Source organism: Oryzihumus leptocrescens, from assembly GCF_006716205.1.
In the GTDB taxonomy this organism is placed as follows: Bacteria; Actinomycetota; Actinomycetes; order Actinomycetales; family Dermatophilaceae; genus Oryzihumus; species Oryzihumus leptocrescens.
Genome location: NZ_VFOQ01000001.1, coordinates 1,196,408 through 1,220,411 on the forward strand (window position 1 = coordinate 1,196,408; position 24,004 = coordinate 1,220,411).

23 protein-coding genes are annotated in these 24,004 nt (G+C 73.1%); 18 read left to right on the plus strand and 5 right to left on the minus strand.

What is annotated here, in order from left to right; all coding sequences use genetic code 11:
• Window positions 1-11: 11 nt before the first annotated feature.
• Genes FB474_RS05710 through ggt form a run of 5 tightly spaced genes read left to right on the plus strand, consistent with a single transcriptional unit; the run spans window position 12 to window position 5,097 of the window.
• Window positions 12-743 (plus strand): class III extradiol ring-cleavage dioxygenase family protein, encoded by a 732-nt coding sequence (locus FB474_RS05710; RefSeq protein ID WP_141787760.1) that lies wholly within the window; start codon window positions 12-14, stop codon window positions 741-743.
• Entirely contained in the window at window positions 736-1,704 is a 969-nt protein-coding gene (gene miaA, locus FB474_RS05715; RefSeq protein WP_246092061.1) for a tRNA (adenosine(37)-N6)-dimethylallyltransferase MiaA, read from the plus strand. Before FB474_RS05710 ends, miaA begins: the two co-directional genes overlap by 8 nt.
• A complete protein-coding gene (gene dapF, locus FB474_RS05720) occupies window positions 1,701-2,570 on the plus strand; it encodes a diaminopimelate epimerase (protein WP_141787762.1) in 870 nt (289 codons plus the stop codon). Before miaA ends, dapF begins: the two co-directional genes overlap by 4 nt.
• 60 nt (window positions 2,571-2,630) lie before the next feature.
• Complete coding sequence (locus FB474_RS05725; RefSeq protein ID WP_141787763.1) at window positions 2,631-3,191, plus strand: protein-L-isoaspartate O-methyltransferase family protein; 561 nt, start codon at window positions 2,631-2,633, stop codon at window positions 3,189-3,191.
• A 46-nt stretch (window positions 3,192-3,237) separates the two neighbouring features.
• Window positions 3,238-5,097, plus strand: coding sequence for a gamma-glutamyltransferase (gene ggt, locus FB474_RS05730; protein ID WP_185746053.1), 1,860 nt, complete (start codon window positions 3,238-3,240; stop codon window positions 5,095-5,097).
• Here ggt and FB474_RS05735 read toward each other — a convergent pair.
• Window positions 5,065-5,709, minus strand: a complete 645-nt coding sequence (locus tag FB474_RS05735; protein ID WP_141787764.1) for a class I SAM-dependent methyltransferase — start codon at window positions 5,707-5,709, stop codon at window positions 5,065-5,067. The genes ggt and FB474_RS05735 overlap by 33 nt on opposite strands.
• A 220-nt stretch (window positions 5,710-5,929) precedes the next feature.
• Between FB474_RS05735 and hflX the strand changes: the two genes are divergently transcribed.
• The 4 genes from hflX to rpsT all read left to right on the plus strand — a co-directional run bounded on the left by hflX (window position 5,930) and on the right by rpsT (window position 11,162).
• Complete coding sequence (gene hflX / locus FB474_RS05740; protein ID WP_141787765.1) at window positions 5,930-7,381, plus strand: GTPase HflX; 1,452 nt, start codon at window positions 5,930-5,932, stop codon at window positions 7,379-7,381.
• Between the two features lie 87 nt (window positions 7,382-7,468).
• Complete coding sequence (locus FB474_RS05745) at window positions 7,469-9,712, plus strand: ATP-dependent DNA helicase (RefSeq protein ID WP_141787766.1); 2,244 nt, start codon at window positions 7,469-7,471, stop codon at window positions 9,710-9,712.
• 31 nt (window positions 9,713-9,743) lie between these two features.
• Window positions 9,744-10,721: a DNA polymerase III subunit delta gene (gene holA, locus FB474_RS05750; RefSeq protein WP_246092062.1), complete on the plus strand. Its 978-nt coding sequence runs from the start codon at window positions 9,744-9,746 to the stop codon at window positions 10,719-10,721.
• A 180-nt stretch (window positions 10,722-10,901) separates the two neighbouring features.
• A complete protein-coding gene (gene rpsT / locus FB474_RS05755) occupies window positions 10,902-11,162 on the plus strand; it encodes a 30S ribosomal protein S20 (RefSeq protein WP_141787767.1) in 261 nt (86 codons plus the stop codon).
• Between the two features lie 67 nt (window positions 11,163-11,229).
• Here rpsT and FB474_RS05760 read toward each other — a convergent pair whose 3' ends face one another.
• Both FB474_RS05760 and FB474_RS05765 read right to left on the minus strand, forming a co-directional pair.
• Entirely contained in the window at window positions 11,230-11,736 is a 507-nt protein-coding gene (locus FB474_RS05760; protein ID WP_141787768.1) for a type II toxin-antitoxin system PemK/MazF family toxin, read from the minus strand.
• Between the two features lie 23 nt (window positions 11,737-11,759).
• Complete coding sequence (locus FB474_RS05765; RefSeq protein ID WP_185746054.1) at window positions 11,760-12,743, minus strand: phosphotransferase family protein; 984 nt, start codon at window positions 12,741-12,743, stop codon at window positions 11,760-11,762.
• Window positions 12,744-12,891: 148 nt separating this feature from the next.
• Between FB474_RS05765 and FB474_RS05770 the strand changes: the two genes are divergently transcribed.
• From FB474_RS05770 to hemW, 8 genes are all read left to right on the plus strand, one after another.
• A complete protein-coding gene (locus FB474_RS05770; protein ID WP_425465300.1) occupies window positions 12,892-14,118 on the plus strand; it encodes an MFS transporter in 1,227 nt (408 codons plus the stop codon).
• Between the two features lie 156 nt (window positions 14,119-14,274).
• The gene (locus tag FB474_RS05775) at window positions 14,275-14,520 is read left to right on the plus strand and encodes a helix-turn-helix domain-containing protein (RefSeq protein ID WP_141787771.1); all 246 of its coding nucleotides are present in this window, start codon (window positions 14,275-14,277) and stop codon (window positions 14,518-14,520) included.
• Window positions 14,520-15,092 carry a Clp protease N-terminal domain-containing protein gene (locus tag FB474_RS05780; RefSeq protein WP_141787772.1) on the plus strand — a complete coding sequence of 191 codons (573 nt, stop codon included), beginning with the start codon at window positions 14,520-14,522 and terminating at the stop codon, window positions 15,090-15,092. The genes FB474_RS05775 and FB474_RS05780 overlap by 1 nt, the downstream gene beginning before the upstream one ends.
• Window positions 15,093-15,261: 169 nt before the next feature.
• A complete protein-coding gene (lepA, locus tag FB474_RS05785) occupies window positions 15,262-17,109 on the plus strand; it encodes a translation elongation factor 4 (protein WP_141787773.1) in 1,848 nt (615 codons plus the stop codon).
• A 34-nt stretch (window positions 17,110-17,143) separates the two neighbouring features.
• Window positions 17,144-17,902 (plus strand): tRNA (guanosine(46)-N7)-methyltransferase TrmB, encoded by a 759-nt coding sequence (trmB, locus tag FB474_RS05790; RefSeq protein WP_141787774.1) that lies wholly within the window; start codon window positions 17,144-17,146, stop codon window positions 17,900-17,902.
• Window positions 17,903-18,063: 161 nt separating this feature from the next.
• Window positions 18,064-18,714 carry an MOSC domain-containing protein gene (locus FB474_RS05795; RefSeq protein ID WP_141787775.1) on the plus strand — a complete coding sequence of 217 codons (651 nt, stop codon included), beginning with the start codon at window positions 18,064-18,066 and terminating at the stop codon, window positions 18,712-18,714.
• A 166-nt stretch (window positions 18,715-18,880) separates the two neighbouring features.
• Window positions 18,881-20,110 (plus strand): MFS transporter, encoded by a 1,230-nt coding sequence (locus tag FB474_RS05800; RefSeq protein WP_185746055.1) that lies wholly within the window; start codon window positions 18,881-18,883, stop codon window positions 20,108-20,110.
• 102 nt (window positions 20,111-20,212) lie between these two features.
• On the plus strand, window positions 20,213-21,439 hold the full coding sequence (hemW, locus tag FB474_RS05805) for a radical SAM family heme chaperone HemW (protein ID WP_141787777.1): 1,227 nt from the start codon (window positions 20,213-20,215) through the stop codon (window positions 21,437-21,439).
• Between the two features lie 6 nt (window positions 21,440-21,445).
• On the opposite strand, the gene FB474_RS05810 is transcribed toward hemW, so the two are convergent.
• The gene (locus tag FB474_RS05810) at window positions 21,446-21,910 is read right to left on the minus strand and encodes a DUF4870 domain-containing protein (protein ID WP_141787778.1); all 465 of its coding nucleotides are present in this window, start codon (window positions 21,908-21,910) and stop codon (window positions 21,446-21,448) included.
• Between the two features lie 75 nt (window positions 21,911-21,985).
• Window positions 21,986-22,867: a DUF3097 family protein gene (locus FB474_RS05815; protein WP_221632446.1), complete on the minus strand. Its 882-nt coding sequence runs from the start codon at window positions 22,865-22,867 to the stop codon at window positions 21,986-21,988.
• 76 nt (window positions 22,868-22,943) lie between these two features.
• Here FB474_RS05815 and hrcA point away from each other — a divergent pair, with 76 nt between their 5' ends.
• Window positions 22,944-23,975: a heat-inducible transcriptional repressor HrcA gene (gene hrcA / locus FB474_RS05820; protein ID WP_141787780.1), complete on the plus strand. Its 1,032-nt coding sequence runs from the start codon at window positions 22,944-22,946 to the stop codon at window positions 23,973-23,975.
• Window positions 23,976-24,004: the final 29 nt, after the last annotated feature.

Here is a 24,004-nt window from a genome sequence, read left to right on the forward strand (position 1 = left end):
GGGGGCACGGCATGGTCGTCACCGTCGCGGTCCTCCCGTGGCCGCCCGCATTCGTCCCGGAGCTGATGGGCCGGGCTGCCTCCGAGGTCGAGCCGCTGCGGCACGCCGCGGACAGCGCGCTGCGTGGGCTCGTCGCCGAGCTGCGCCGGCACGCGGACGGCCAGGTCGTGGTCGTCGCCCCGGGGGAGCCGGGTGAGCACGAGGCCGCCGGCGAGGTCAGCTTCAGCGGCTTCGGCCGTGACGTGCGGGTCCCCGCGCTGCCGGGTGCCGTGGGAGCGGTCGACCCCGAGCTGCCGACCTCGATGATGGTCGCCCGCTACCTGACCCACCGGGTGTCCGCGGACGAGCCCGACATGGCCAAGCTCTGGGCCGGGGCCCGCTGGCTGACCGTCGACGCCGACGGGGCCGCGCAGCTGGCCACCGAGCTGGCCGGGACCGACGAGCCCACCGCCGTCGTCCTGCTCGTCGACGGCGCAGCGAGCCACGGGCCGAAGGCTCCGCGCGCCGAGGACTCCCGCGCCGGGGCGTTCGACGACGCCGTTGCCGAGGCACTGGTGCGCGGCGACCGTGACGCCCTGGCCGCCGTCGACCTCGACCTGGCGGGTCAGGTGGGGGCGGACGGGGCCTACCTGTGGCCGGTGATGGCCGGGGCCACCGCCGGAGGCGTGTGGCTGGGGGATGTCCTGTTCCGGGGCGAGCCCTACGGCGTCGGCTGGACCGTCGCCCTCTGGCGTCGTGGCTGACCGCACCCGCCCCGACCTCGACAGCGCAGCCGCCGGCGACCTGCCGGTCCTCGCGGTCGTCGGCCCCACCGCCAGCGGCAAGTCCGACCTCGCGCTGGCCCTGGCCGAGCGGCTCGCCGGCGAGGTGGTCAACGCCGACGCCATGCAGCTCTACCGCGGCATGGACATCGGGACCGCCAAGCTCGAGCCCGCCGAGCGCCGGGGGGTGCCGCACCACCAGCTCGACGTGCTCGACGTGCGCGAGGAGGCGAGCGTCGCGGCATACCAGCGGGAGGCCCGCGCGGACGCGGCGGCGATCCGCGATCGCGGCCACGTCCCGGTCTACGCCGGCGGGTCCGGCCTCTACCTGCGCGCCGCGCTGGACCGGCTGGAGATCCCGCCCACCGACCCGGCGGTGCGGGCCCGGCTCGAGGCGGAGCTGGACGCGATGGGCGTCGCCGTGATGTACAAGCGGCTCAAGGGCTCCGATCCCGTTGCGGCACGGTCGATCCAGCCCAACAACGGTCGTCGGGTGGTGCGCGCGCTGGAGGTCATCGAGCTCACCCGCAGGCCCTTCTCGGCCACGATGCCGACCCGCGAGCACCTCGCGCCCACGGTGATGATCGGGCTGCACGGCCCGCGCCCCGAGCTCGACGCACGGATCGCCGCCCGGGTGCACCGGATGTGGGAGCGCGGGCTGCTGGAGGAGGTGCGCGCGCTCGACGCCGCGGGGCTGCGCGAGGGCCGCACCGCGAGCAAGGCCCTGGGCTACAGCCAGGCGCTGGCCCACCTCGACGGCCGGCTGAGCGCGGCCGAGGCGATCGAGGACACCGTGACCGCCACCCGCAAGTTCGCCCGCCGGCAGGAGTCGTGGTTCCGCCCCGACGAGCGCGTCGTCTGGCTGCCCTGGGACGCCCCGGACCTGCTCGAGCGTGCCCTCGACGTGGTGTCCGCGGCGCTGGTGGACAATGGCCGGCGATGACTGACAACGGCTTGCGGTTCACCAAGGGGCACGGCACCGAGAACGACTTCGTGCTGGTGCCCGACCTCGACGGCGCCCTCGACCTGAGCGCCGAGCAGGTGCGCCTGCTGGCCGACCGTCGGTCCGGGGTGGGGGGTGACGGGGTCATCCGCGTCGTGCCCACCGACCTCGCCGACGAGGCGTTCGTGCGCAGCCAGGGCGGTCGCGCCCGCTGGTTCATGGACTATCGCAACGCCGACGGCAGCGCCGCCGAGATGTGCGGCAACGGCACCCGGGTGTTCGCCGCCTACCTGCGCCGCGAGGGTCTCGAGAGCGCCGACGAGTTCGAGATCGCCACCCGCGCCGGCGTCAAGACGATCCGCTTCGAGGGCCACCTCATCGCGGTCAACCTGGGCGACTGGAAGGTTGCCGACCCCGACGCCGCGCTGGCGGGCGGCTACGACGCCCTCGTCAAGGTCGCCCACCACGACCCGATGCCCGGGCTGAGCCTGGACCTGGGCAACCCGCACACCGTGGTCGCGCTGCCCGACACCGCGGACCTGGCCGGGCTCGACCTCACCCGTGCCCCGGAGGTCAAGCCGCTGCCGCCGCAGGGCACCAACGTGGAGTTCGTGCGACCCCTCGGCCCCGGCCACATCGCGATGCGGGTGCACGAGCGCGGGGTGGGCGAGACCCGCTCCTGCGGCACCGGTGCCGCGGCCGCCGCGCTGGCCACCCGCTGGTGGGCGGGGGAGACCGAGGACAACACCGTATGGCGCGTGGACGTGCCCGGCGGGACGTTGCGGGTGCGGGCCCTGCCCGGCCAGCAGGTCGAGCTCGCCGGTCCCGCCGTCCTGGTCGCGGACGGGGTTGCCCACCTCGGCTGAGCCGGTGAGGATCCGGCGGTGAGCGGGGCACGCCGCGACGGCGCCGGAGAGCCTGCCGACGTGTCCGCTGTCGACCGGGCGTTCGAGGCCACGCCGCGCGTGGACTTCCTGCCCCCGGCCGAGCGGCATTTCGCCGCCGTCGAGCGGGCGCTGCCGATCGGCCACGGCCAGACCTGCTCCCAGCCGGCCGCCGTGCGGGCCATGCTCGAGCTGCTCGACGTGGCCCCCGGCCAGCGGGTCCTCGACGTCGGCGCCGGCTCCGGGTGGACCACCGCCCTGCTGGCCACGCTCGTCGGACCCTCCGGCGCCGTGGTCGGGGTCGAGCTCGAGCCGGAGCTCACCCGTCGGGCGGCAGCTCGGGTCGCGGCAACCGGGCGCACGTGGGCCCGGGTGGAGCAGGCCGTCCCCGGCCGGCTCGGGTGGCCCGCCGAGGCGCCGTACGACCGGGTGCTGGTCTCCGCGGAGGCGCCGGAGGTGCCGGCGGAGCTCCTGGCCCAGCTCGCGCCCGGAGGGGTCATGGTGCTGCCGGTGGCCGGGCGGATGCTGCAGGTCGCCACGACCGTCGGCGGGGAGCCCACGGTCAGCGAGCACGGTCACTACCTGTTCGTGCCGCTGCGCTGAGTCGCTTCCGGGTGCGGGGGAGCGGGGCCGCGGCTAGCGTCGCGATATGACCCGGTCGTCCCATGTGCCCCGATCCGTCCTGTTCGCCGGTCTGGCCGCCGGCAGCCTGTGCGTCGGGCTCCTCGCCCCGACCAGCGCCGTGGCCCAGGGCGCGAACCACGTCCGTGGCGGGGCCCAGCCCGCGCCGCAGCAGCCCAAGGTACCCGTCATGACCGGCTCCGGCGGTGCCGTGGCCTCGGTCGACCGGGACGCCAGCCAGGTGGGCCTCGACGTGCTCGCCCGCGGTGGCAACGCCGCCGACGCCGCGGTCGCCACCGCTGCGGCCCTCGGGGTCACCGAGCCCTACAGCGCCGGCATCGGCGGTGGTGGGTTCCTCGTCTACTACGACGCCAGGCGGCACACGGTCCGGACGATCGACGGCCGCGAGACCGCGCCGAAGTCGTTCACCGACAAGACCTTCACCACCCCCGACGGCTCCGCGATGGACTTCAACACGGTGGTCAACTCGGGCCTGTCCATCGGCATCCCGGGCACCCCGGCGTTGTGGGCCAAGGCCGCCCACGACTTCGGCACGCGCCGCTTCGCCGACCTCATGGCGCCGGCAGAGTCGTTGGCGCGCAAGGGTTTCGTAGTCGACCAGACGTTCCACGACCAGACCGCGGCCAATGCCGCACGCTTCAGCAAGTTCCCCGAGACGGCACGGGTGTTCCTGCGCAACGGCCAGGCGCCCGCGGTCGGGTCCACCTTCACCAATCCCGACATGGCCAGGGCCTACGCCGAGCTGCGCCGGCACGGCGTCCAGTCGGTCTACGACGGCGCCCTCGGTGCCGCGATCGCTGCCGAGGCCGACCACCCGCACACCGACGGCAGCACCGTCATGGGTGGGCAGATGACGCGAGGTGACCTCGCGGCATACCGCGCGCTCGGCAAGGCCCCGGTGCACTCGACCTACCGCGGCCTCGACGTCTACGGCATGCCGGTGCCCAGCTCCGGCGGCATCGCCGTGGCCGAGATCCTCAACCTCCTGCAGGCCTACGACCGGCAGACCGGCGTGCCGCTCAAGGACGTCAGCAACGTCGACTACCTGCACCGCTTCAGCGAGGCCTCGGCGACTGCGTTCGCCGACCGCAACCGCTACGTCGGTGACGTCCCGGGCGTGCCGGTGAAGGAGCTGACCAGCCCCGGCTTCGCCGCCGAGCGCGCCTGCGGCTTCGACCCGAAGAGGGCCCAGCCGCGGCCGATCGCCTTCGGCAGCCCCGACGGCACCTACACCAGCTGCGCGCCTGGCGCCACGACCCAGGGCGAGCCCTACGAGGGGCAGTCGACCACCCACCTGGTCACCGCCGACCGGTGGGGCAACGTCGCGTCCTACACGCTGACCATCGAGCAGACCGGCGGCTCGGGCATCACGGTGCCGGGCTGGGGCTTCCTGCTCAACAACGAGCTCACCGACTTCGACTTCACCCCGCTGACGGCCGGCGTGCCCGACCCGAACCTGCCCGGCCCGGGCAAGCGGCCGCGGTCGTCGATGAGCCCGACGATCGTGCTGCGTGACGGCAAGCCGTTCCTCACCGTCGGCTCGCCCGGCGGTGCCACGATCATCACCTCCGTCGCGCAGACCCTGACCGAGTACCTCGACCGCGGCCTGCCGCTCGTCGACGCCATCGCGGCGCCGCGCCTGTCCTCGCGCAACGGCAAGGAGCAGGCCGAGCCGGCGATCCTGGACGGCCCCGACGGCACCGCCCTGACCGCGCTCGGCCACCAGCTCGTCTCGGCCGGCAACCCGCCCGAGATCGGGGCGGTCACCGCGATCCGCACCTACGGCCGCGACTGGTTCCAGGCCGCCGCCGAGACGACCCGGCGGGGTGGCGGCTCAGCGATGGTGCTCCGCCCGAGTGACCGCTAGCACCCGGAACCCCTTCGAGGTCGCGTAGCGCTCGACGGTGAACTCGCCCGGCCACCGGTCGGCGAGCCCACCGTCGAGCCACTTCTGCAGCGAGTCCGAGCCGAGGTTCTTCTGCACCACCAGGTATGCCGTTCCTCCGGCTTCCAGCCGCGGCAGCCAGGTCAGCAGCATCTCGTGCAGGACGGCCTTGCCGACACGGATCGGCGGGTTGGACCAGATCGTGGCGAAGCGCAGGTCCGCCGGCACCTCCTCGGGGGTGCAGGCGTGGAAGGTCCCGACCCCGACCGAGCGGGCGTTGTCGGCGGCGAGGTCGAGCGCCCGGCGGTTGACGTCGACCGCCCACACCGTGGCGTCGGGGGAGCGCAGGCCGAGCGTGAGCGCGACCGGCCCCCAGCCGCAGCCGAGGTCGAGCAGGTTGCCGGTGGCCGGCGGCGCGGGGACCTCGCGCAGCAGCACCGCGGTGCCGAGGTCGAGCCGGTCGGGGCAGAACACCCCCGGCGCGGTGTGCACGGTGACGGTGCGCCCGGCGAGCTCGACGTCGAGGCGGCGGCGCTCGGCCGCGCTGGCCGGCTCGGCGGTGAAGTAGTGGTCCTGGGCGTCGCTGGTGCTCATCACGGCACACGCTAGCGGCCGGCGCCGAGGCAGCTTTGCTCTACCCGGGCCGGTTTCCGGGCCGAAAAGGGGCCTCGCGAGCGGCCTGGGCTGAGCAAGGCAGACCGCGCTGAGCAACGTCGGGGAGGCGAGCACGCGGCATACCGGCATAAAGGCGGCCCGGGCGTGGTTTGAAAAGGTGTCGCCCGCCCTGGACAAAGGGTGGGACGCTTGAGGAGATATGACAGAACGCACTGACCTTTTCGAGTTCCGCGCCTCTGCGCTCGCCGACGACGACTCGTGGCACGAGCAGGACGCGGACTTCCGTTTCGACGGCGACCAGCTCGACCGCGAGGAGCGCGCAGCGATGCGCCGCGTCGCCGGGCTCTCCACCGAGCTCGAGGACGTCACCGAGGTCGAGTACCGCCAGCTGCGCCTCGAGCGCGTCGTGCTGGCCGGTGTCTGGACCGAGGGCACCGTCGAGGACGCCGAGAACTCCATCCGCGAGCTCGCCGCCCTGGCCGAGACCGCCGGCTCGACCGTGCTCGCCGGCGTGATCCAGCGCCGGCAGCGCCCCGACGCCGCGACCTTCCTCGGCTCCGGCAAGGCCGAGGAGCTGCGCGACATCGTCATCGCCGAGGGCGCCGACACCGTCGTCTGCGACGGCGAGCTCACCCCGGGCCAGCGCCGCGCGCTGGAGGACGTCGTCAAGGTCAAGGTCATCGACCGGACCGCGCTGATCCTCGACATCTTCGCCCAGCACGCCAAGAGCCGGGAGGGCAAGGCCCAGGTCGAGCTGGCCCAGCTGCAGTACCTCTTGCCGCGCCTGCGTGGCTGGGGTGAGTCGATGTCCCGCCAGGCCGGTGGCCAGGCCGCGGGCGGCCAGGGCATGGGCTCGCGTGGTCCCGGTGAGACCAAGATCGAGCTGGACCGCCGCCGCATCAACACGCGCGTGGCCAAGCTCAAGCGCGAGATCAAGGACATGAAGACCAACCGCGACACCAAGCGGTCGAGCCGTCGCCATCACGGGGTGCCGAGCGTGGCCATCGCCGGCTACACCAACGCCGGCAAGTCCTCCCTGCTCAACCGCCTCACCGGCGCCGGGGTCCTCGTGGAGAACCAGCTGTTCGCCACGCTCGACCCGACGGTGCGCCGCGCGGAGACCGAGGACGGGCGGGTCTACACCCTCGCCGACACGGTCGGCTTCGTCCGGGCGCTGCCGACCCAGCTCGTCGAGGCCTTCCGCTCCACGCTGGAGGAGGTCGGTGACGCCGACCTGCTGCTGCACGTGGTCGACGGCTCGCACCCCGACCCCGAGGGCCAGATCACGGCCGTCCGCGGTGTCCTGTCCGAGGTCGGCGGTGACCAGATCAAGGAGGTCATCGTCGTCAACAAGGCCGACGCCGCCGCCCCCGAGGTGCTCGACCGCCTGCGCCGCCACGAGAAGCACTGCGTCGTGGTCTCGGCGCGCACCGGTGAGGGCCTGGAGGAGCTGCGCGACCTCATCGCGCGGGAGCTGCCGCGGCCGGAGATCCCGGTGACCGTGCTGCTGCCCTACGACCGGGGCGACCTGGTCAACCGGCTGCACCGCGAGGCCGACGTCATCGAGAGCGAGCACACCGAGCACGGCACCCGGGTGCACGCCAAGGTGCGCCCGACGCTGGTCGGTGAGCTCACGGCATACGCCGTCTGAGCCACCGGTATGCCGGGTGGGGACGGGCCGTCGGCCCGTCCCCTTGCCGTGTCCGGGCCGTCGGTGCGGGGCACTAGTCTCGGGGCCATGGCCCGCCCCGACCTCGACGCCCTCCTGCACGCCGCCGTCCAGGGCGTCGGTGGCACCGAGCGGCCCGGGCAGGTGCAGATGGCCCACGCCGTCGAGCACGCCATCGAGGCCGACGAGCACCTGCTGGTGCAGGCCGGCACCGGCACCGGCAAGTCGCTGGCCTACCTCATCCCCGCGGTCGCGCACGCCTACGAGGCGGGCAAGCCGGCCGTGGTCGCCACCGCGACGCTGACCCTGCAGGCGCAGATCGTCGACCGCGACATGCCGCGCCTGGCCGACGCGATCGCGCCGATCCTTGGCCGCAAGCCGACCTACGCCCTCGTCAAGGGCCGGCGCAACTACCTGTGCCAGCACAAGCTCGTCGGCGGCTTCCCGGAGGAGGAGGACGACGGCCTGCTCTCGGTCGGTCAGGTCGACGCCAACCGGTCCCGGCTCGGCGCCGAGGTCGTGCGGCTGCGCGAGTGGGCCGAGGTGACCCGCTCCGGTGACCGCGACGAGCTGGTGCCCGGCGTCTCCGAGCGGGCCTGGCGGCAGGTGTCGGTCTCGGCGCACGAGTGCCTGGGCAGCAAGTGCCCGATGGTCACCGAGTGCTTCGTGGAGCAGGCCCGCGAGGCGGCCCGCGAGGTCGACGTCGTGGTGACCAACCACAGCTTCATGGCGATCGACTCCTTCGAGGGCCGGCAGATGCTGCCCGAGCACAAGCTGCTCGTCGTCGACGAGGCGCACGAGCTGGTCGACCGGGTGACCTCCACGGTCACCGACGAGCTCACCGCCTCGATGATCGCCGCGGCGGCCAAGCGGGCCGGCCGCCTGGCCCAGACCGAGCCGGTCAACGAGGCCTCTGTGCTCTTCCAGGGCATCCTCGACGACCTGCCCGAGGGCCGGCTGATGGGCCTGCCCGACACCCTGTCGCTGGCGTTGACCCGGGTGCGGGACACCGCGCGGGCGGTGCAGACCGAGCTCAAGCCCGCCTCCCCCGAGGACAACGACGGCGCCCGGCAGGTGGCCCGGGCGGCCATCGACGAGATCCACGAGAACGCCGAGCGCATCCTCGAGCAGCGCGAGCTCGACGTGGTGTGGGTCAGCCGGGACCCGCGCCGGGGCTCGGTGCTGCGGGTGGCGCCGATGAGCGTGGCGATGCTCCTTCGCGACAAGGTCTTCGGCGACCGCACGGTGGTCATGACCTCGGCCACGCTCGAGCTCGGCGGCACCTTCGATGCGGTCGCCGGCACGCTGGGACTGCGCGGCGAGGGGTCTCCCGACTGGCAGGGCCTGGACGTGGGCAGCCCGTTCGACTACCCCAAGCAGGCGATCGCCTATGTCGCCAAGCACCTGCCCGCGCCGGGGCGCGACGGCATCAGCGACGCCACGCTCGACGAGATCGAGGCGCTCATCCGGGCCTCGGGCGGCCGGGCACTGGGCCTGTTCTCCTCGATGCGTGCCGCGGTGGCGGCGACCGAGGCGATGCGCGAGCGGTTCGGCGACGAGATCGCGTTCCTGTGCCAGGGCGAGGACCAGACCGCCACGCTGGTGCGCCAGTTCGCCCGGGAGCCCGCCACCTGCCTGTTCGGCACCCTGTCGCTGTGGCAGGGCGTCGACGTGCCCGGCTCCTCCTGCCAGCTGGTCATCATCGACCGCATCCCGTTCCCGCGCCCCGACGACCCGCTGGCCTCGGCGCGCTCGCAGGCCATCGCGCGCATGGGCGGCAACGGCTTCATGGCCGTGTCCGCCACCCACGCGGCGCTGCGCCTGGCCCAGGGCGCCGGTCGGCTGGTGCGCCGCGGCGACGACCGCGGGGTGGTGGCCTTCCTCGACTCCCGCATGATGACCGCGCGCTACGCCGGGTTCCTCCAGCGCTCGCTGCCGCCGTTCTGGCCCACGACCGACCGGGCGATGGTGCTCTCCGCGCTGAAGCGCCTCGACGAGACCGCCCCCGAGCCGTTGCCGGTGCACGAGCCCGCGCTGCGGGGCATGTCCGGCGCGGTCGAGGGCACCGCGATGGGCGAGGCGACCCGTCCGGTGGCGTCGGCCCCGCCGCAGGCCCGCTCGCCGCGGACCGCGGTCACCCAGGGCCGGGCGTGGTCGGCGGAGGAGGACGAGGAGCTGCGCGACGGCGTCGACGCCGGGCTGAGCGTGGAGGAGCTGGCCGACCACTTCGAGGTCGAGCCCGCCGTGGTGGCCGCCCGGTTGTCGCTGCTCGGCCTCGAGGCCTCCGGCGTCGCGACCCTCTCCTTCGACTGACCTGTCGCCCCGGCGTGAAAGGCTTGGCCCCGTGACGATCGCTGCCACCGCACCCGGCGTGCCGGCATACGTGCTCATCTCCGGGCCCGAGGGGGTGCTGGCCGAGCGCGCGCTGGCGTCCACCCTGGAGCAGCTGCGTGCCGCGCACCCCGACATCGAGGTGATCAGGCAGGCGGCGCAGACCTACTCCGCCGGTGAGGTCGCGATCCACGCCAGCCCGAGCCTGTTCGGCGGGGCCAAGGTGATCGTCGTGCAGGACCTCGACGAGGCAGCCGAGGAGCTGCAGACCGACCTGCTCGACCTGCTGGCCGCCCCGGCCGAGGACGTCTGGCTCGTGGTGACCCACAAGAGCGGCGCCCGTGGCAAGAAGGTCCTCGACACGCTCAAGAAGTCCGGCGCGCGGGTCCTGGAGTGCCCGGCGATCAAGACCGACCGCGACAAGTCCGACTTCATCACCCACGAGTTCCGGGCCGCCCGGCGCAAGGCCACCCCCGACGCGGTGCGCGCGCTGATCGAGGCGGTCGGCAAGGACGTGCGCGAGCTGGCTGCGGCCGCCGCCCAGCTGGTCGCCGACACCGAGGGCGTCATCGACGAGGGCGTGGTCCAGCGCTACCACGGCGGCAAGGTCGAGGCGACCGGCTTCCGGGTGGCCGACGCGGCCGTCGCCGGGCAGGCGGGGGAGGCGCTGCGTCTGCTGCGCCACGCCATCGCCACCGGCGTCGACCCGGTGCCGATCGTCGCCGTGCTGGCCAGCCAGCTGCGCATGCTGGTCAAGGTGGGCTCGGCGGGCCGGGGCTCCAGCGCCCAGCTGGCCAAGAGCCTGGGCATGGCGCCGTGGCAGGTCGACAAGGCCCGCCGCTCGATCAACGGCTGGGACGCCGAGGGCCTGGGCGTTGCCATCCAGGCGGTGGCTGCGGCCGACTTCGAGGTCAAGGGCGGCGGGCGCGACCCGGTCTACGCCGTCGAGCGGGCGATCCTGTCCATCACCGCGGCCCGGCACGGCCGCTGAGCGTTTTGGCCGCGCCCCGTCCTCGCTGCTAGATTTGGTGGTCGCGTGCGCGCCTAGGTCGTGTGCGCATGCAGCACCACCCAGCGCGGCTCAACCACGGGTGCCCCACGCCCAGTCCCGAGACGCGCTGCCGCCCTCAACGGCAACACCGACCTGTCAGAACTTCGAGAAAGAGTCCTCGTGGCAAACATCAAGTCCCAGATCAAGCGGATCAAGACCAACGCCAAGCGCACCGAGCGCAACCGCGCGGTCAAGAGCGAGCTCCGTACCTGGATCCGCAAGTTCCGTGAGGCTGCGGCCACCGGCGACGCCGCTGCGGCGAACGAGGCCCTCAAGGTGGCCTCGGTCAAGCTGGACAAGGCTGTGACCAAGGGCGTCATCCACAAGAACCAGGCCGCCAACAAGAAGTCGGCGATGGCCAAGAAGGCTGCCTCGCTCTGAGCCAGCTGGTCTGAAGTCTGAGCGCAAGGGCCGCCACCTCTCGCAGGTGGCGGCCCTTCGTGCTGTCTCAGGCCCGGCCAACCGCACGCATCGCGTCTGCCACGTCGCGGAAGCGGCGCTCGTCCAGCGTCGCCCCCTGCCGGCGCACCGAGCCCGGGTCCAGGCGTAGCACCCGGTCGACGCGGACCTCGCTCGGGCGCCGCTGGCCGTCCCAGGCGCCGGTGCCGATGTCGACCCACGTGCGGCCGTGCCGGTACTCGTCCTCGTAGTCCTGGTCGTGGTCCTTGCTCGTGAGCATCAGCGCGAGCAGCCACCGGCCGTCCCGCCCGACGACGAGCACCGGGCGGTCCTTTCCCCGGCCGTGGTCCTCCTCGAAGGGCACCCACGCCCACACGATCTCGCCCGGGTCGGCGCGGTCGTCGTGCCGCGGAGCCCAGCGCACGTCCACCCGGCCGCGGAAGTCCCCGGGGTATGCCGTGCCGGTCCGCCCGGTGCCGCCCCGCGGCGCCGGGGGTCGGGCTGCGCCTCCGCGCAGCAGCCGGGACAGGGCGGACAGGATCCGGGATCGGGTCATGGCGGACAACCTAGCCGCGGCGCTCAGGCCCAGCCGCGGCGCCGTTCGAGCAGGGCGAGGAACGCCCGGGCCATCAGGTGCTGGTGCTGGCGCAGCGCCGGGGTGCACCCGGGCGGCGGCGGGGCATCCAGGCTGGAGAGCATGTAGACGGCGATGACGGCCAGGAACGCGTCGACCTCCTCCGGGTCCGACCCGGTGAACAGCGGCGACCGCGCCATGAGCGCGTCGACGTCGACGCCCTGCCAGGCCATCAGCGGCAGCAGACCCGTGAAGTCCAGCCACGCCGGGCCGGTCACGACCCAGTTCCAGTCGACGATCCAGGCCGAGCCGCGCCGGTCCACGAGCAGGTTGTCCGGCCGCAGGTCGCCGTGCACGAGGCTCTGACCCGCCAGCCGGCTTGCGCCGCCGGCCACGTCGGCCAGCGCCGGGCCGCGCTCCAGGAGCCAGCCGGGCATGCCGTGGGGGAGCGCGAAGGTGCCCTCGGCCAGGGCCTGCGCGGTGGAGTGGATGCGCGCGTCGTCCAGGTCCTCGGCCATCGTGCCGACGTCCAGGCTCGCCGGTGCCGGGGTGCCCGCCTCGGCGAAGCGCAGGCACGCCTCGTGCGCCGCCTCGACCTCGGCCGGCGTCCAGGGGTGTCCGGGCAGGTGCCCGTCGATGACACCCAGCAGGAGCAGGCGCCAGTCCTCGCTGTCGCCGTGGCCGACCAGGTCGGGCGCCGGTATGCCGTGCGGCAGCGCCGCGAGCACCCGCGCCTCCTGCTCCAGCGCGCCGTGGACGTGGGGCGTCGCCAGGCCGGCGGCCTTGACGAAGACGTCCCGGCCGTCGCGCAGCCGCACCCGGCCGGCATACGCGCCGGTGAAGCCGGTGGTGACGGCAGGGGAGGCCTGCTGCACCGCGCTGCCGGCGAGGCGGCCGACCGCCTCGTGGACGTGTGACGGCAGCGAGTCCCACTGCGGGCGCGCTGAGGTCTGGCGGTAGTCGACGTCCTCGGGGACCGGTGCCTGCATGCGTCCGGAGTCTGCCGAGCCGGCGCCGCGCCGGGCAACCGGTTTCGGGGCGGCGGGATGACATCGGCGCCGGCCGTTGTTCGTCCCTGCGGGCGATGCGAGCGCCCGACCCTGACCGAGCAGTGCGACGAGAAGCGAGCAGAGCGACGTGACCGAGGCCGCCACCACCCTGGAGACGACCCCGACGGGTGGGCCCCTGGGCCGACCCCGGCACACCAACCTGGCGATCCTGGCCCTGGCCATCGGCGGGTTCGCCATCGGCACCACCGAGTTCGTCACGATGGGGTTGCTGCCCGAGATCGCCCGCGGCGTCGACATCTCGATCCCGACCGCCGGCCACGTCGTGTCCGCCTACGCGCTCGGCGTGGTCGTCGGCGCCCCGCTCATCGCCACGCTCGCCGCCCGGGTCAACCGCAAGACCGTGCTGCTGGCGCTGATGGTCGCCTTCGCCGCCGGCAACATCGGCTCCTCGCTGGCGACCAGCTACCCGGTGCTGATGCTGGCCCGGTTCGTCTCCGGCCTGCCGCACGGGGCGTTCTTCGGCATCGGCGCGGTCGTCGCGGCGAGCCTGGTCCAGCCGCACCGGCGCACCTGGGCCGTCTCGATGATGCTGGCCGGCCTGACCGTGGCCAACATCGTCGGCGTCCCGCTGACCACCTGGATCGGTCAGCACGTCGGCTGGCAGTGGCCCTACGCCCTCGTGGGGCTCATCGCCCTCGCCTGCGTCGCCGCGACCTGGGCCTGGATCCCGCACCAGCCGGCCGACCACGGCGCATCGATGGCCGCCGAGCTGCGCTCGCTGAAGCGCCTGCAGGTCTGGCTGGCCCTGCTCATCGGCACGGTCGGCTTCGGCGGCATGTTCGCCACCTACTCCTTCATCGCGCCGACGATGACCACGCTCGCGGGCTTCTCGGCGTCGGCCGTCCCGGTGATCCTGGCCGTCTACGGCGTCGGCATGACGACGGGCGCCTTCCTGTCCGGCCGGGTCGCCCAGCGCGGCATCCTGAGGGGGATCGTGCTGTCCCTGGCCGCGATCGCGGTGATCCTGGGGCTGTTCGGCTTCGCCGCCCACAGCCCCTGGACCGCGGTGCCGGCGGTCTTCCTGCTCGGCCTGGTGCCCACGATCCTCGTGCCGATGCTCCAGACCCGGCTCATGGACGTCGCGCACGAGGGGCAGTCGCTGGCCGCCGCGCTCAACCACTCCACGCTCAACATGGCCAACGCCCTCGGCGCCTGGCTGGGCAGCCTCGTGCTCGCCGCCGGCTACGGCTACGAGTGGCCCAGCCGCGTCGGAGTGCTGCTGGCCGTCGCCGGCCTCGGTATCGCGCTCGTCTCCGGCCTGCTCGACCGTCGCCAGCGCGCCGCCCTCGCCTGAGCTCACCGCAGCCGGGCCGCAGCGCCCGGTCGACGAGCGCTCTGCCGACGTTTGTGACGCTCTGCCGACGTTGCAACCTCGGCAGAGCGTCACGAAGCTCGGCACAGCGTGTCAACAAGGGTTGACACCTCCGGCGCGTCAACTTATGTTGACAGCATGTCCGAAGCAACGAAGCTGGCCACCGCCGCAGCCGCCGGGGACCCCCGGACCGGCCTGCGGGCCGTGGCGGCGCTGCGCCGGCTGCTGGAGCAGCTCGAGGCCACCCAGGTGGCCAGTGCCCGCTCCCTGGGCTGGTCGTGGCAGGAGATCGCCGACGTCCTGGGCGTGAGCCGCCAGGCCGTCCACAAGAAGCACTCGAGTCGCCGGGGCGTGCTCGGCGGCCGCACGGATCGGGAGGCGTGATGTTCGAGCGGTTCACCAAGCGGGCCAGGCAGGTGGTCGTGCAGTCCCTGGAGGAGGCGCGAGCCGAACGGCAGGGCGAGATCCGCCCCGAGCACCTCCTGCTGGCCCTCCTGCGCGACCCCGACTGCCTCGCGGTGCGGGTCATGACCGGGCTCGGCGCCGGGCCCGAGGCGGTGCGGCTCGCGGTCGAGGCGCAGCGCAAGGCACCGGTGGGCGGGCTGGGGGAGTCCGACGCGGAGGCGCTGCGGGCCATCGGCATCGACCTCGACGAGGTGCTGCGCTCGGTCGAGGCGAACCTCGGCGGCGGGCTCGGTGACCCGATCGCGGAGGAGGACCTGGGCCGTCGTGGCCGCAGGGGGCGCAAGCCCTTCGCGCCGGAGTCCCGCAAGGTCCTCGAGCTGGCCCTGCGCGAGGCCATCTCCCTCAAGCACGGCTGGATCGGCACCGAGCACCTGCTGCTGGGCCTGCTGCGGCTCGACCGTGGGGCAGCCCACGAGGCGCTCGCCGGGCTCGGCCTGCGCCACCGGGACGTGCGGGCCGCCGTGGTCGAGGCCCTGCGCGCCACGGGCTGACCCGGGCTGACCCCCCACCGGCGGACTGCCGCGCCAGTGACGTGGTCAGCGGCGCGGCAGGTGCGTGGCACGGCATACCGCGGCGGTCTGGTCCGGGCAGGGGTGCGGGCATGAAACACTGTGGTGTTCGCACCCGAGACCAGATGAGGTAAGCCCGACCGTGTCACCCATGGCCCGCACCGCGCTGCAGCCCCACGCGACGCCGCCGGACCTCATCCGGAACTTCTGCATCATCGCCCACATCGACCATGGCAAGTCGACGCTGGCCGACCGGATGCTGCAGATCACGGGGGTCGTCGACGAGCGGGCGATGCGCGCGCAGTACCTCGACCGCATGGACATCGAGCGCGAGCGGGGCATCACGATCAAGTCCCAGGCCGTCCGCATGCCCTGGGAGGTCGACGGTCAGACCTACTGCCTCAACATGATCGACACGCCCGGCCACGTCGACTTCACCTACGAGGTGTCGCGCTCGCTGGCCGCGTGCGAGGGCGCGGTGCTGCTCGTCGACGCCGCGCAGGGCATCGAGGCGCAGACCCTGGCCAACCTCTACCTGGCCATGGAGAACGACCTCACGATCATCCCGGTGCTCAACAAGATCGACCTGCCGGCCGCGCAGCCGGAGAAGTACGCCGAGGAGCTCGCCGGGCTCATCGGCTGCGAGCCCGAGGACTGCCTCAAGGTCTCCGGCAAGACCGGCATGGGCGTCGAGCCGCTGCTCGACCAGATCGTCCAGCAGCTCCCGGCCCCCGTCGGTGACGCCGACGCCCCGGCGCGCGCCATGATCTTCGACTCCGTCTACGACACGTATCGCGGCGTCGTCACCTACGTGCGCGTGGTCGACGGCAACCTCAACCCCCGCGAGAAGATCTCGATGATGTCGACCCGGGCGACCCACGAGCTGCTCGAGATCGGCGTCATCTCACCCGAGCCGATGCCGTCCAAGGGCCTGGGCGTGGGTGAGGTGGGCTACCTCATCACCGGGGTGAAGGACGTGCGCCAGTCCCGGGTCGGTGACACCGTCACCAACGCGGCGAAGCCGGCCGCGGAGTCCCTCGGCGGCTACCGCGACCCCAAGCCGATGGTCTTCTCCGGGCTCTACCCGATCGACGGCTCGGACTACCCCGACCTGCGCGACGCCCTCGACAAGCTCAAGCTCAACGACGCGGCCCTGGTCTACGAGCCCGAGACGTCGGCGGCGCTCGGCTTCGGCTTCCGCGTCGGCTTCCTCGGCATGCTCCACCTGGAGATCGTGCGCGAGCGGCTCGAGCGCGAGTTCGACCTCGACCTCATCTCGACGCTGCCCAACGTGGTCTACGACGTGACGCTGGACGACCGCAAGGAGGTCGTGGTCACCAACCCCAGCGAGTTCCCCGACGGCAAGATCGCCTCGGTGCGCGAGCCGGTCGTGCGGGCCACGGTGCTGGCGCCCAGCGAGTTCATCGGCGCGATCATGGAGCTGTGCCAGCAGCGGCGCGGCACCCTGCGCGGCATGGACTACCTGTCCGAGGAGCGCGTCGAGATGCGCTACACGCTCCCGCTGGCCGAGATCGTCTTCGACTTCTTCGACCAGCTGAAGTCCAAGACCCGCGGATACGCCTCTCTCGACTACGAACCCGACGGCGACCAGGAGGCCGACCTGGTCAAGGTCGACATCCTGCTCCAGGGCGAGCAGGTCGACGCGTTCAGCGCGATCGTGCACAAGGACAAGGCCTACAGCTACGGCGTGATGATGGCCAGCAAGCTGCGCGAGCTCATCCCGCGGCAGCAGTTCGAGGTGCCGATCCAGGCCGCGATCGGTGCGCGCATCATCGCCCGCGAGACCATCCGCGCCATCCGCAAGGACGTGCTGGCCAAGTGCTACGGCGGTGACATCACCCGCAAGCGCAAGCTGCTCGAGAAGCAGAAGGAAGGCAAGAAGCGGATGAAGATGGTCGGCCGCGTGGAGGTGCCGCAGGAGGCCTTCATCGCCGCGCTGTCCAACGACGCCGGCGCGGCCGACAAGGCCAAGAAGTAGCCCGCCGCCCATTGCCGTGACCGACGCTGCACCCATGGCCGCGGCGGAGGGGCCCGAGCAGCCCTTCCGCCGCCGCACCGTCTCCTTCTCGCGCCTCGACGGCCGGCTCAACGCCCGCCACCAGGGGGCGTGGGACCGCTTCGCCGGCGAGCTCCTGCTCGACGTCCCCCGGGGCGAAGCCCGCACGTCCGTGGACCCGGCATACCGCCTGGATGCCGCGGCGACCTTCGGTCGGACCGCACCCCTCGTCGTCGAGGTCGGCTCGGGTGCCGGTGACGCGGTCGTGCACGCCGCCGCGGCCCGGCCCGAGGCCGATTTCCTGGCCGTCGAGGTCTACCGCCCGGGCGTCGCGCAGACCCTCGCCAAGGTCGGTGCCCAGGGCCTGACCAACGTGCGCGTGGTGCAGGCCGACGCCGTCGACGTGGTCGGCACGATGCTCCCGCGCGGGTCGGTTGAGCAGGTGTGGGTCTTCTTCCCCGACCCGTGGCACAAGAGCCGCCACGTCAAGCGTCGGCTGGTCACCCCCGAGCTCGCCGAGCTGGTCGCCGGATGCCTTGCGCCGCAAGGGCTCTGGCGTCTGGCCACGGACTGGGCCGACTATGCCGTGCAGATGCGCGACGTGACCGCGGCCTCGCCGCACTTCACCAACCGGTATGCCGGCCGGCTCGCCTCCGCGCACGACCCGCGCGGCGGCTTCGCGCCGCGCTTCGAGGGCCGGGTGATGACCCGGTTCGAGCGCAAGGGCCTGGCGGTGGGCCGCCAGGTGTTCGACCTGGTCCTCGACCGTGCCTGACGACGGCAGGCGCTGTCCCCGCCAGGCCTGACCGAACACGCGTTGACCCGCGTTTCGGCGTCCTCGGGGCCGCGAAACGCGGGTTTGGCCGTGTCCGGTCGATGAGGGACGGCGGGAAAGTCGGTGGTCCTCTGTCGGTGGTCGGCGGGAGACTGGGCGCCATGCCCTCGTTGATCGCCGTCAACCGCGTCCACGGGTTCCTGCCCACCCCGAAGGGCGGCCAGACCGCCATCGACAAGCGACCGGTCCCCGGGCCCGTCGGCGTCGGGCCGCTCGGGCTCGAGGGTGACCGCCAGCTGGACACCGCCCACCACGGCGGCACCGAGCAGGCGCTCTACGCCTACGCGGTCGAGGACGCCGACGCGTGGTCCGCGGATCTCGGGCGCGAGATCCCGCCTGGCCTGTTCGGGGAGAACCTCACCACCGAGGGCCTTGACGTCACCCACGCCCTCATCGGCGAGCAGTGGCGCATCGGGGAGGGCGAGGATGCTGTCGTCGTCGAGGTGACGAGCCCGCGGGTGCCGTGCGTGACCTTCCAGGACCGGATGGGCGAGCCTCACTGGATCAAGCGCTTCACCGAGCGCGGTGCGCCGGGGGCCTACCTCCGTGTGGTCCGGACGGGTTCGGTCGAAGCCGGCATGCCGGTCACGGTCGTGCGGCGCCCGTCCCACGGGGTGACGCTCCAGCAGACCTTCCCCCGCGGGGAGCCGGCGGTGATGGCGGACCTGCTCGCCGCCGAGCGCGCCGGCGAGGTGCGGCTCGACCCGGAGATGCGCCGGCACGCGGAGCTGGCTGTCTCCCGGCAAGGGTGACCGGCCGCGATCGGCGACCTCGCGGCATACCGGGGTGGGGTGGTGCAGCAAAGGCATGGCGTGGGACGTTCGGAATCAGATATCTTGACGTCGAGATACATTGTCGATGAGGGGACGGGTGACGGTGAGCGGGGTCGGGGTGCAGGGGTCAACAGCAGTGAAACCGTTGACGCAGAACGGGATCCCCATCGATCCCAACCTGCGCATCCTCGCGGGGGCCACGCTGGTCAACACGATGGGCAACGGCGCGATCACCACCACGTTCGCCCTCTACTTCACCCGCATCGTGCACATCCCCGCGTCCCAGGTCGGTCTGGCTCTCAGTGCCGCCGCTGTGGTGGCCCTGTTCGTGCAGGTTCCGATCGGGCACCTCGGTGACGTCCGCGGGCCGCGGGAGCTGCTGCGCTGGCTGACCCTGGCCACGGGCGTCGTCACCCTCGGCCTCCTCTTCACCCACAACATCTGGGCGCTGACCGGCGTGATGATGCTCGAGGCGTTCTTCGACAGGGGAGCCGGGGCGGTGCGCAACGGGGTCATCGCCCGCATCGCCGAGGGTGGGCAGGGTGTGCGGTTCAAGGCCTACCTGCGGGCGGTCACCAACGTCGGCATCTCCGTCGGCGGGGCGCTCGGCGGGCTCGCGCTGACCATCGACAAGCCGTGGGCCTACCTGTCGGTCTTCGCGTTCAACAGCCTGACCTGCGTCGTCAACTCCTTCGCGGTCGCCCGGCTGCCCCACCTGGAGAAGGCGCCGCTGCGGGCGGCCGGTGAGCCGCGGCTGCAGGTGCTGCGTGACATCCCGTTCGTCGTGATGACCGTGCTGACCGGCATCTTCGCGATGCACTTCGTCATCATCGAAGTGGCCATGCCGCTGTGGATCGCGCACTCCACGCAGGCCCCCAAGTCGCTCGTGGCCGTGACGCTGATGATCAACACCGTCATGGTCGCCATCTTCCAGGTGCGGCTCTCGCGCGGCGCCGACACGGTCACGGCCGCCTCGAAGGCCCTGCGCACCGGCGGGCTCTGGATCGGCGCCGGCTTCGGCCTCGTCGCCCTGGCCGCGGGGCAGTCGAAGTGGGTGGCCGTCGCCCTGCTCTGCGGCGGCGCGCTCGTCCACGTCGTCGGCGAGATGGTCGGCTCCGGTGGCCAGTGGGGGGTCCAGATGGGCCTCGCTCCGCGCGAGCGGCAGGGGCAGTACCAAGGCTTCTCCGGCATGGGCTTCTCGCTGTCCAACGTCATCGCGCCGTCGCTGTCGGTGGCGTTGTGCATCAACGGCGGCGCGATCGGCTGGGCCGTCCTCGCGGCCGTGATCATCGCCGCCGGGGCGCTGAGCGTGCCCGTCTCGGCGTGGGCGCTGCGCACCCGGGAGCGCTACGGCGTGCTGAGCCACACGGGCTGACCACCTCCGGGACCACTCGCCGAAGGGGACGTTCCTCGGCCTTGGGGCTGGCCCCAAGCCCGAGGAACGTCCCTCTCGGCGGGGTCTGGGAGAATCGGCGGTATGCCGAGTGCCCTGCCCCTGGGGGAGCCTGCCCCGACCACGGGGGAGCTCCCGGTCGACGCCCTGGCCCGGCTGGGCGAGCACCCGTTCGGCGTCTACGTCCATGTGCCGTTCTGCTCGGTGCGCTGCGGCTACTGCGACTTCAACACCTACACGCTCACCGAGCTCGGCGCCGACGGCGCCAGCGTCGCGACCTACGCCGACGCGGCCCTGGCCGAGCTCGACCTCGCCGCGAAGGTCCTCGGCGGCCGCGCGCCGCAGGTGCAGACCGTGTTCGTCGGGGGCGGCACCCCCACGATGCTGGCCGCGGCCGACCTCGTGCGGGTGCTGCACGGCATCCGGGAGCGGTTCGGGCTGGCCCCCGGCGCGGAGGTGACCACCGAGGCCAACCCGGACTCGGTGACGCCCGCGGCGCTGGCGACCCTGGCCCGGGGCGGGTTCACCCGGGTGAGCCTGGGCATGCAGTCCGCGGTGCCGCACGTGCTGCGCACGCTCGAGCGCACCCACGACCCGGCCAACGTGGCCCGCGCGGTGGCCGCCGCGAAGGACGCCGGGCTGCGGGTCAGCGTGGACCTGATCTACGGCACGCCGGGGGAGTCGCTGCAGGACTGGCGGACCAGCCTGGAGGCGGCCACGGCCCTGGCGCCCGACCACGTCTCGGCGTACGCGCTGGTGGTCGAGGAGGGCACCAAGCTCGCCGCGCAGGTGCGCCGAGGGCAGGTGCCCGCACCGGAGGACGACGACGAGGCGGCCAAGTACGAGCTCGCCGACGAGGTGCTGACCGCGGCGGGCTTCGGCTGGTACGAAGTGAGCAACTGGGCGCGCACGCCCCAGGACCGGTGCCGGCACAACGAGGGCTACTGGGCCGAGGGGGACTGGTGGGGCGTGGGTCCCGGCGCGCACAGCCACGTCGGCGGCGTGCGGTGGTGGAACGTCAAGCACCCCAACGCCTTTGCCGGACGGCTCTCCTCCGGCCAGTCACCGGCGGCCGGGCGTGAGCTGCTCACCGACGAGCAGCGCTACGACGAGCGGGTGCTGCTCGGCGTCCGGCTGGTCGAGGGCCTGCCGATCGCGGACCTGCGCCCCGAGGGGCGCGAGGCGGTGGCCGGGCTGATCGCCGACGGCCTCGTCGACGGCCCGAGCGCGATGCGCCCGCGCCGGGTCGTGCTCACCCGGCGCGGGCGGCTGCTCGCCGACACGGTGGTGCGGCGGCTGCTCGGCGTCTGAGCGCCGTCAGCGCACGAACTGGATGGCCAGCGGGTAGGTGTACTCGCGGCCGTCGTTGGCGGCGACCGCGGCCATGATCGTGAACACCAGGGCACAGATCGCCAGCAGCGGGATCAGCACGAGGCCGATCAGCACCAGGATCAGGATCGCCGAGACGAGGTAGGCGATGAACCAGGTCAGGTGGAAGTTCAGGGCCGCCGAGGAGTGCTCGCGCACGAAGGGGTCCCGGTCCTTGAAGACCAGGTAGATGACCAGCGGCACGATGAAGGACAGGAACGTGCCGCCGAGGTGGGCGAAGATCGACCACATCCGCGCGTCGCCCGGGCTCAGGGGCGGCTGCACGGCATACCCCGGGTAGGGCGCGGGCGGTGGCGGGTACTGCTGCTGCGGCGGCTGGTGCGGGGGGTACCCACCCTCCGGAGGCGTCTGGCCCTGGGACGGGGGAGGAACGTCCTGCGGCGACTCGGTCATGGCGTCCCCTCGTGGTGTGCGGTCTGCCGCCATCGTAGGAGCGCGCGACCGGCTCCCGCGGGACGTCGGTCCGGTCTACTCCTCCCCGGGTGCGGTCACGAAGTCGATCAGCTCCTCGACGCTGGCGAGCAGGGTCGGCTCGAGGTCGGCGTAGGTGCGCACCGTGCCCAGGATCCGCTTCCACGCGTGCGCGATGTCCGCCTGGGTGTCGTGCGGCCAGCCCAACGCTGCGGTGATGCCGTGCTTCCACGACTGGCCGCGGGCGATGACCGGCCACGCCTCCCAGCCGAGCCGCTGCGGGCGCACCGACTGCCACACGTCGACGTACGGGTGCCCCAGGATCTTCACGTATGGCGCGTAGCGGCTCAGCGCCCGCGCCTCCTGGACCAGCCGGCTCTCCTTGGTGCCGGGGACGAGGTGGTCCACCAGCACCCCCATGCGGCGGGTCGGGCCGGGGGCGAAGTCGCGGATCACGGCGGCGAGGTCGTCCACGCCCTCGAGCAGCTCGACGACGACGCCCTCGATGCGCAGGTCGTCGCCCCAGACCTTCTCGACCAGCTCGGCGTCGTGGCGGCCCTCGACGAAGATGCGCGAGCCCGAGGCGACGCGCGCCCTGGCCCCCGCCACGGCGCGGGACCCGCTCGCGGTGCGCGAGGCGGCGGCACGGGCGGCCTCACCCGCGGCGCGGGCTGCAGCCGTCGGCGCGGTCAGCGTCACCGGGGACCCGTCGAGCAGGAACCCCGGCCCCAGGGAGAAGCCCTTCGTCCGGCCGTGACGGTCCTCGAGGTGGACCACGTGGACCCCACCGGCCTTCTCGACGCGGACCACCGCGCCGCACCAGCCGGTCTCCACGTCCTCGACCACGAGGCCGGCCTCGGCCTCCACCTCGCGCGAGCGTCCGCCCCGCGGGGCACGCCAGTCGCCGGACAGGACATCAGCGCCGTATCGATCCGTCACGGCAGGCATCGTAGACTTGGCACTCACAGCGTTTGAGTGCCAGATTCGACCACCGAGACGCCAGGAGGTGGCAGCAGTGAGTGAGGAACGACGGCTGGCCGTGCTGCGCGCCATCGTCCAGGACTACGTGCAGACCTCGGAACCGGTGGGTTCCAAGGCGCTCCTGGAGCGGCACCAGCTCGGCGTGTCGGCCGCCACGGTGCGCAACGACATGGCCGCGCTGGAGGAGGAGGGGCTGATCGCGGCCCCGCACACCAGCGCCGGCCGGGTGCCCACCGACCTCGGCTACCGCGTCTTCGTCGACAAGCTGAGCACGGTCAAGCCGATGAGCCCGGCCGAGCGGGCCGCCATCGCGCAGTTCCTCGAGGGCGCGGTCGACCTCGACGACGTCGTCGACCGCACGGTCCGCCTGCTCGCCACGCTGACCCGCCAGGTGGCGGTCATGCAGTACCCCTCGCTCACCCGCAGCTCGGTGCGCCACGTCGAGCTGGTCCCGGTCGGCGCCCACCGCCTCATGGTGGTGCTCATCGTCAACACCGGCCGGGTCGAGCAGCGGGTCATCGAGTCCGCCCGCGACCTCCTCTCGCCCGATGGTGAGCGCCTGGTCGCCGAGATCCGCACCCGCCTCAACGCCGACGCGGCAGGCAGGCCGCTGACCGAGGCCTCGGCGCAGCTGCAGTCGCTGCCCTCGCGCTTCGACCCGGCCGACCGTGACGTGGTGCGGGCCGTCGTGCGCGCGCTCGACGACGCCCTGGTGGAGGAGCGCGAGGAGCGGGTGGTGCTGGCCGGCACGGCCAACCTGGCCCGCTTCGGCACCGACTTCCCCCTGACCATCGGCCCGGTGCTCGAGGCCCTGGAGGAGCACGTGGTGCTGCTCAAGCTCCTGGGCACGATGGGCTCCGACAGCGACGCGGTCGCGGTGCGGATCGGCCACGAGAACCCCCACCAGGGCCTGCAGGCCACGTCGGTGGTCAGCACCGGCTACGGCACCGGCCGTGACCTGGTCGCCGGCCTGGGCGTGCTCGGCCCGACCCGCATGGACTACCCGACCACCATGGCCTCGGTGCGGGCCGTCGCGCGATACGTCTCCGAGATCCTCGCCTCCTGAGCCCACGACCCGAGCCCAGCTCGACCCCG

What these genes read in the sequence shown, in the direction of transcription:
- FB474_RS05745 (WP_141787766.1), top strand. Translation starts at nt 7,469, where the DNA reads ATGGCCCGCCCCGACCTCGACGCCCTCCTGCACGCCGCCGTCCAGGGC.
- trmB (WP_141787774.1), top strand. Translation starts at nt 17,144, where the DNA reads ATGGCCGCGGCGGAGGGGCCCGAGCAGCCCTTCCGCCGCCGCACCGTC.
- hflX (WP_141787765.1), top strand. Translation starts at nt 5,930, where the DNA reads ATGACAGAACGCACTGACCTTTTCGAGTTCCGCGCCTCTGCGCTCGCC.
- FB474_RS05760 (WP_141787768.1), bottom strand. Translation starts at nt 11,736, where the DNA reads ATGACCCGATCCCGGATCCTGTCCGCCCTGTCCCGGCTGCTGCGCGGA.
- FB474_RS05775 (WP_141787771.1), top strand. Translation starts at nt 14,275, where the DNA reads ATGTCCGAAGCAACGAAGCTGGCCACCGCCGCAGCCGCCGGGGACCCC.
- dapF (WP_141787762.1), top strand. Translation starts at nt 1,701, where the DNA reads ATGACTGACAACGGCTTGCGGTTCACCAAGGGGCACGGCACCGAGAAC.
- FB474_RS05735 (WP_141787764.1), bottom strand. Translation starts at nt 5,709, where the DNA reads ATGAGCACCAGCGACGCCCAGGACCACTACTTCACCGCCGAGCCGGCC.
- FB474_RS05765 (WP_185746054.1), bottom strand. Translation starts at nt 12,743, where the DNA reads ATGCAGGCACCGGTCCCCGAGGACGTCGACTACCGCCAGACCTCAGCG.
- ggt (WP_185746053.1), top strand. Translation starts at nt 3,238, where the DNA reads ATGACCCGGTCGTCCCATGTGCCCCGATCCGTCCTGTTCGCCGGTCTG.
- FB474_RS05810 (WP_141787778.1), bottom strand. Translation starts at nt 21,910, where the DNA reads ATGACCGAGTCGCCGCAGGACGTTCCTCCCCCGTCCCAGGGCCAGACG.
- lepA (WP_141787773.1), top strand. Translation starts at nt 15,262, where the DNA reads ATGGCCCGCACCGCGCTGCAGCCCCACGCGACGCCGCCGGACCTCATC.
- FB474_RS05710 (WP_141787760.1), top strand. Translation starts at nt 12, where the DNA reads ATGGTCGTCACCGTCGCGGTCCTCCCGTGGCCGCCCGCATTCGTCCCG.
- FB474_RS05795 (WP_141787775.1), top strand. Translation starts at nt 18,064, where the DNA reads ATGCCCTCGTTGATCGCCGTCAACCGCGTCCACGGGTTCCTGCCCACC.
- FB474_RS05780 (WP_141787772.1), top strand. Translation starts at nt 14,520, where the DNA reads ATGTTCGAGCGGTTCACCAAGCGGGCCAGGCAGGTGGTCGTGCAGTCC.
- hemW (WP_141787777.1), top strand. Translation starts at nt 20,213, where the DNA reads ATGCCGAGTGCCCTGCCCCTGGGGGAGCCTGCCCCGACCACGGGGGAG.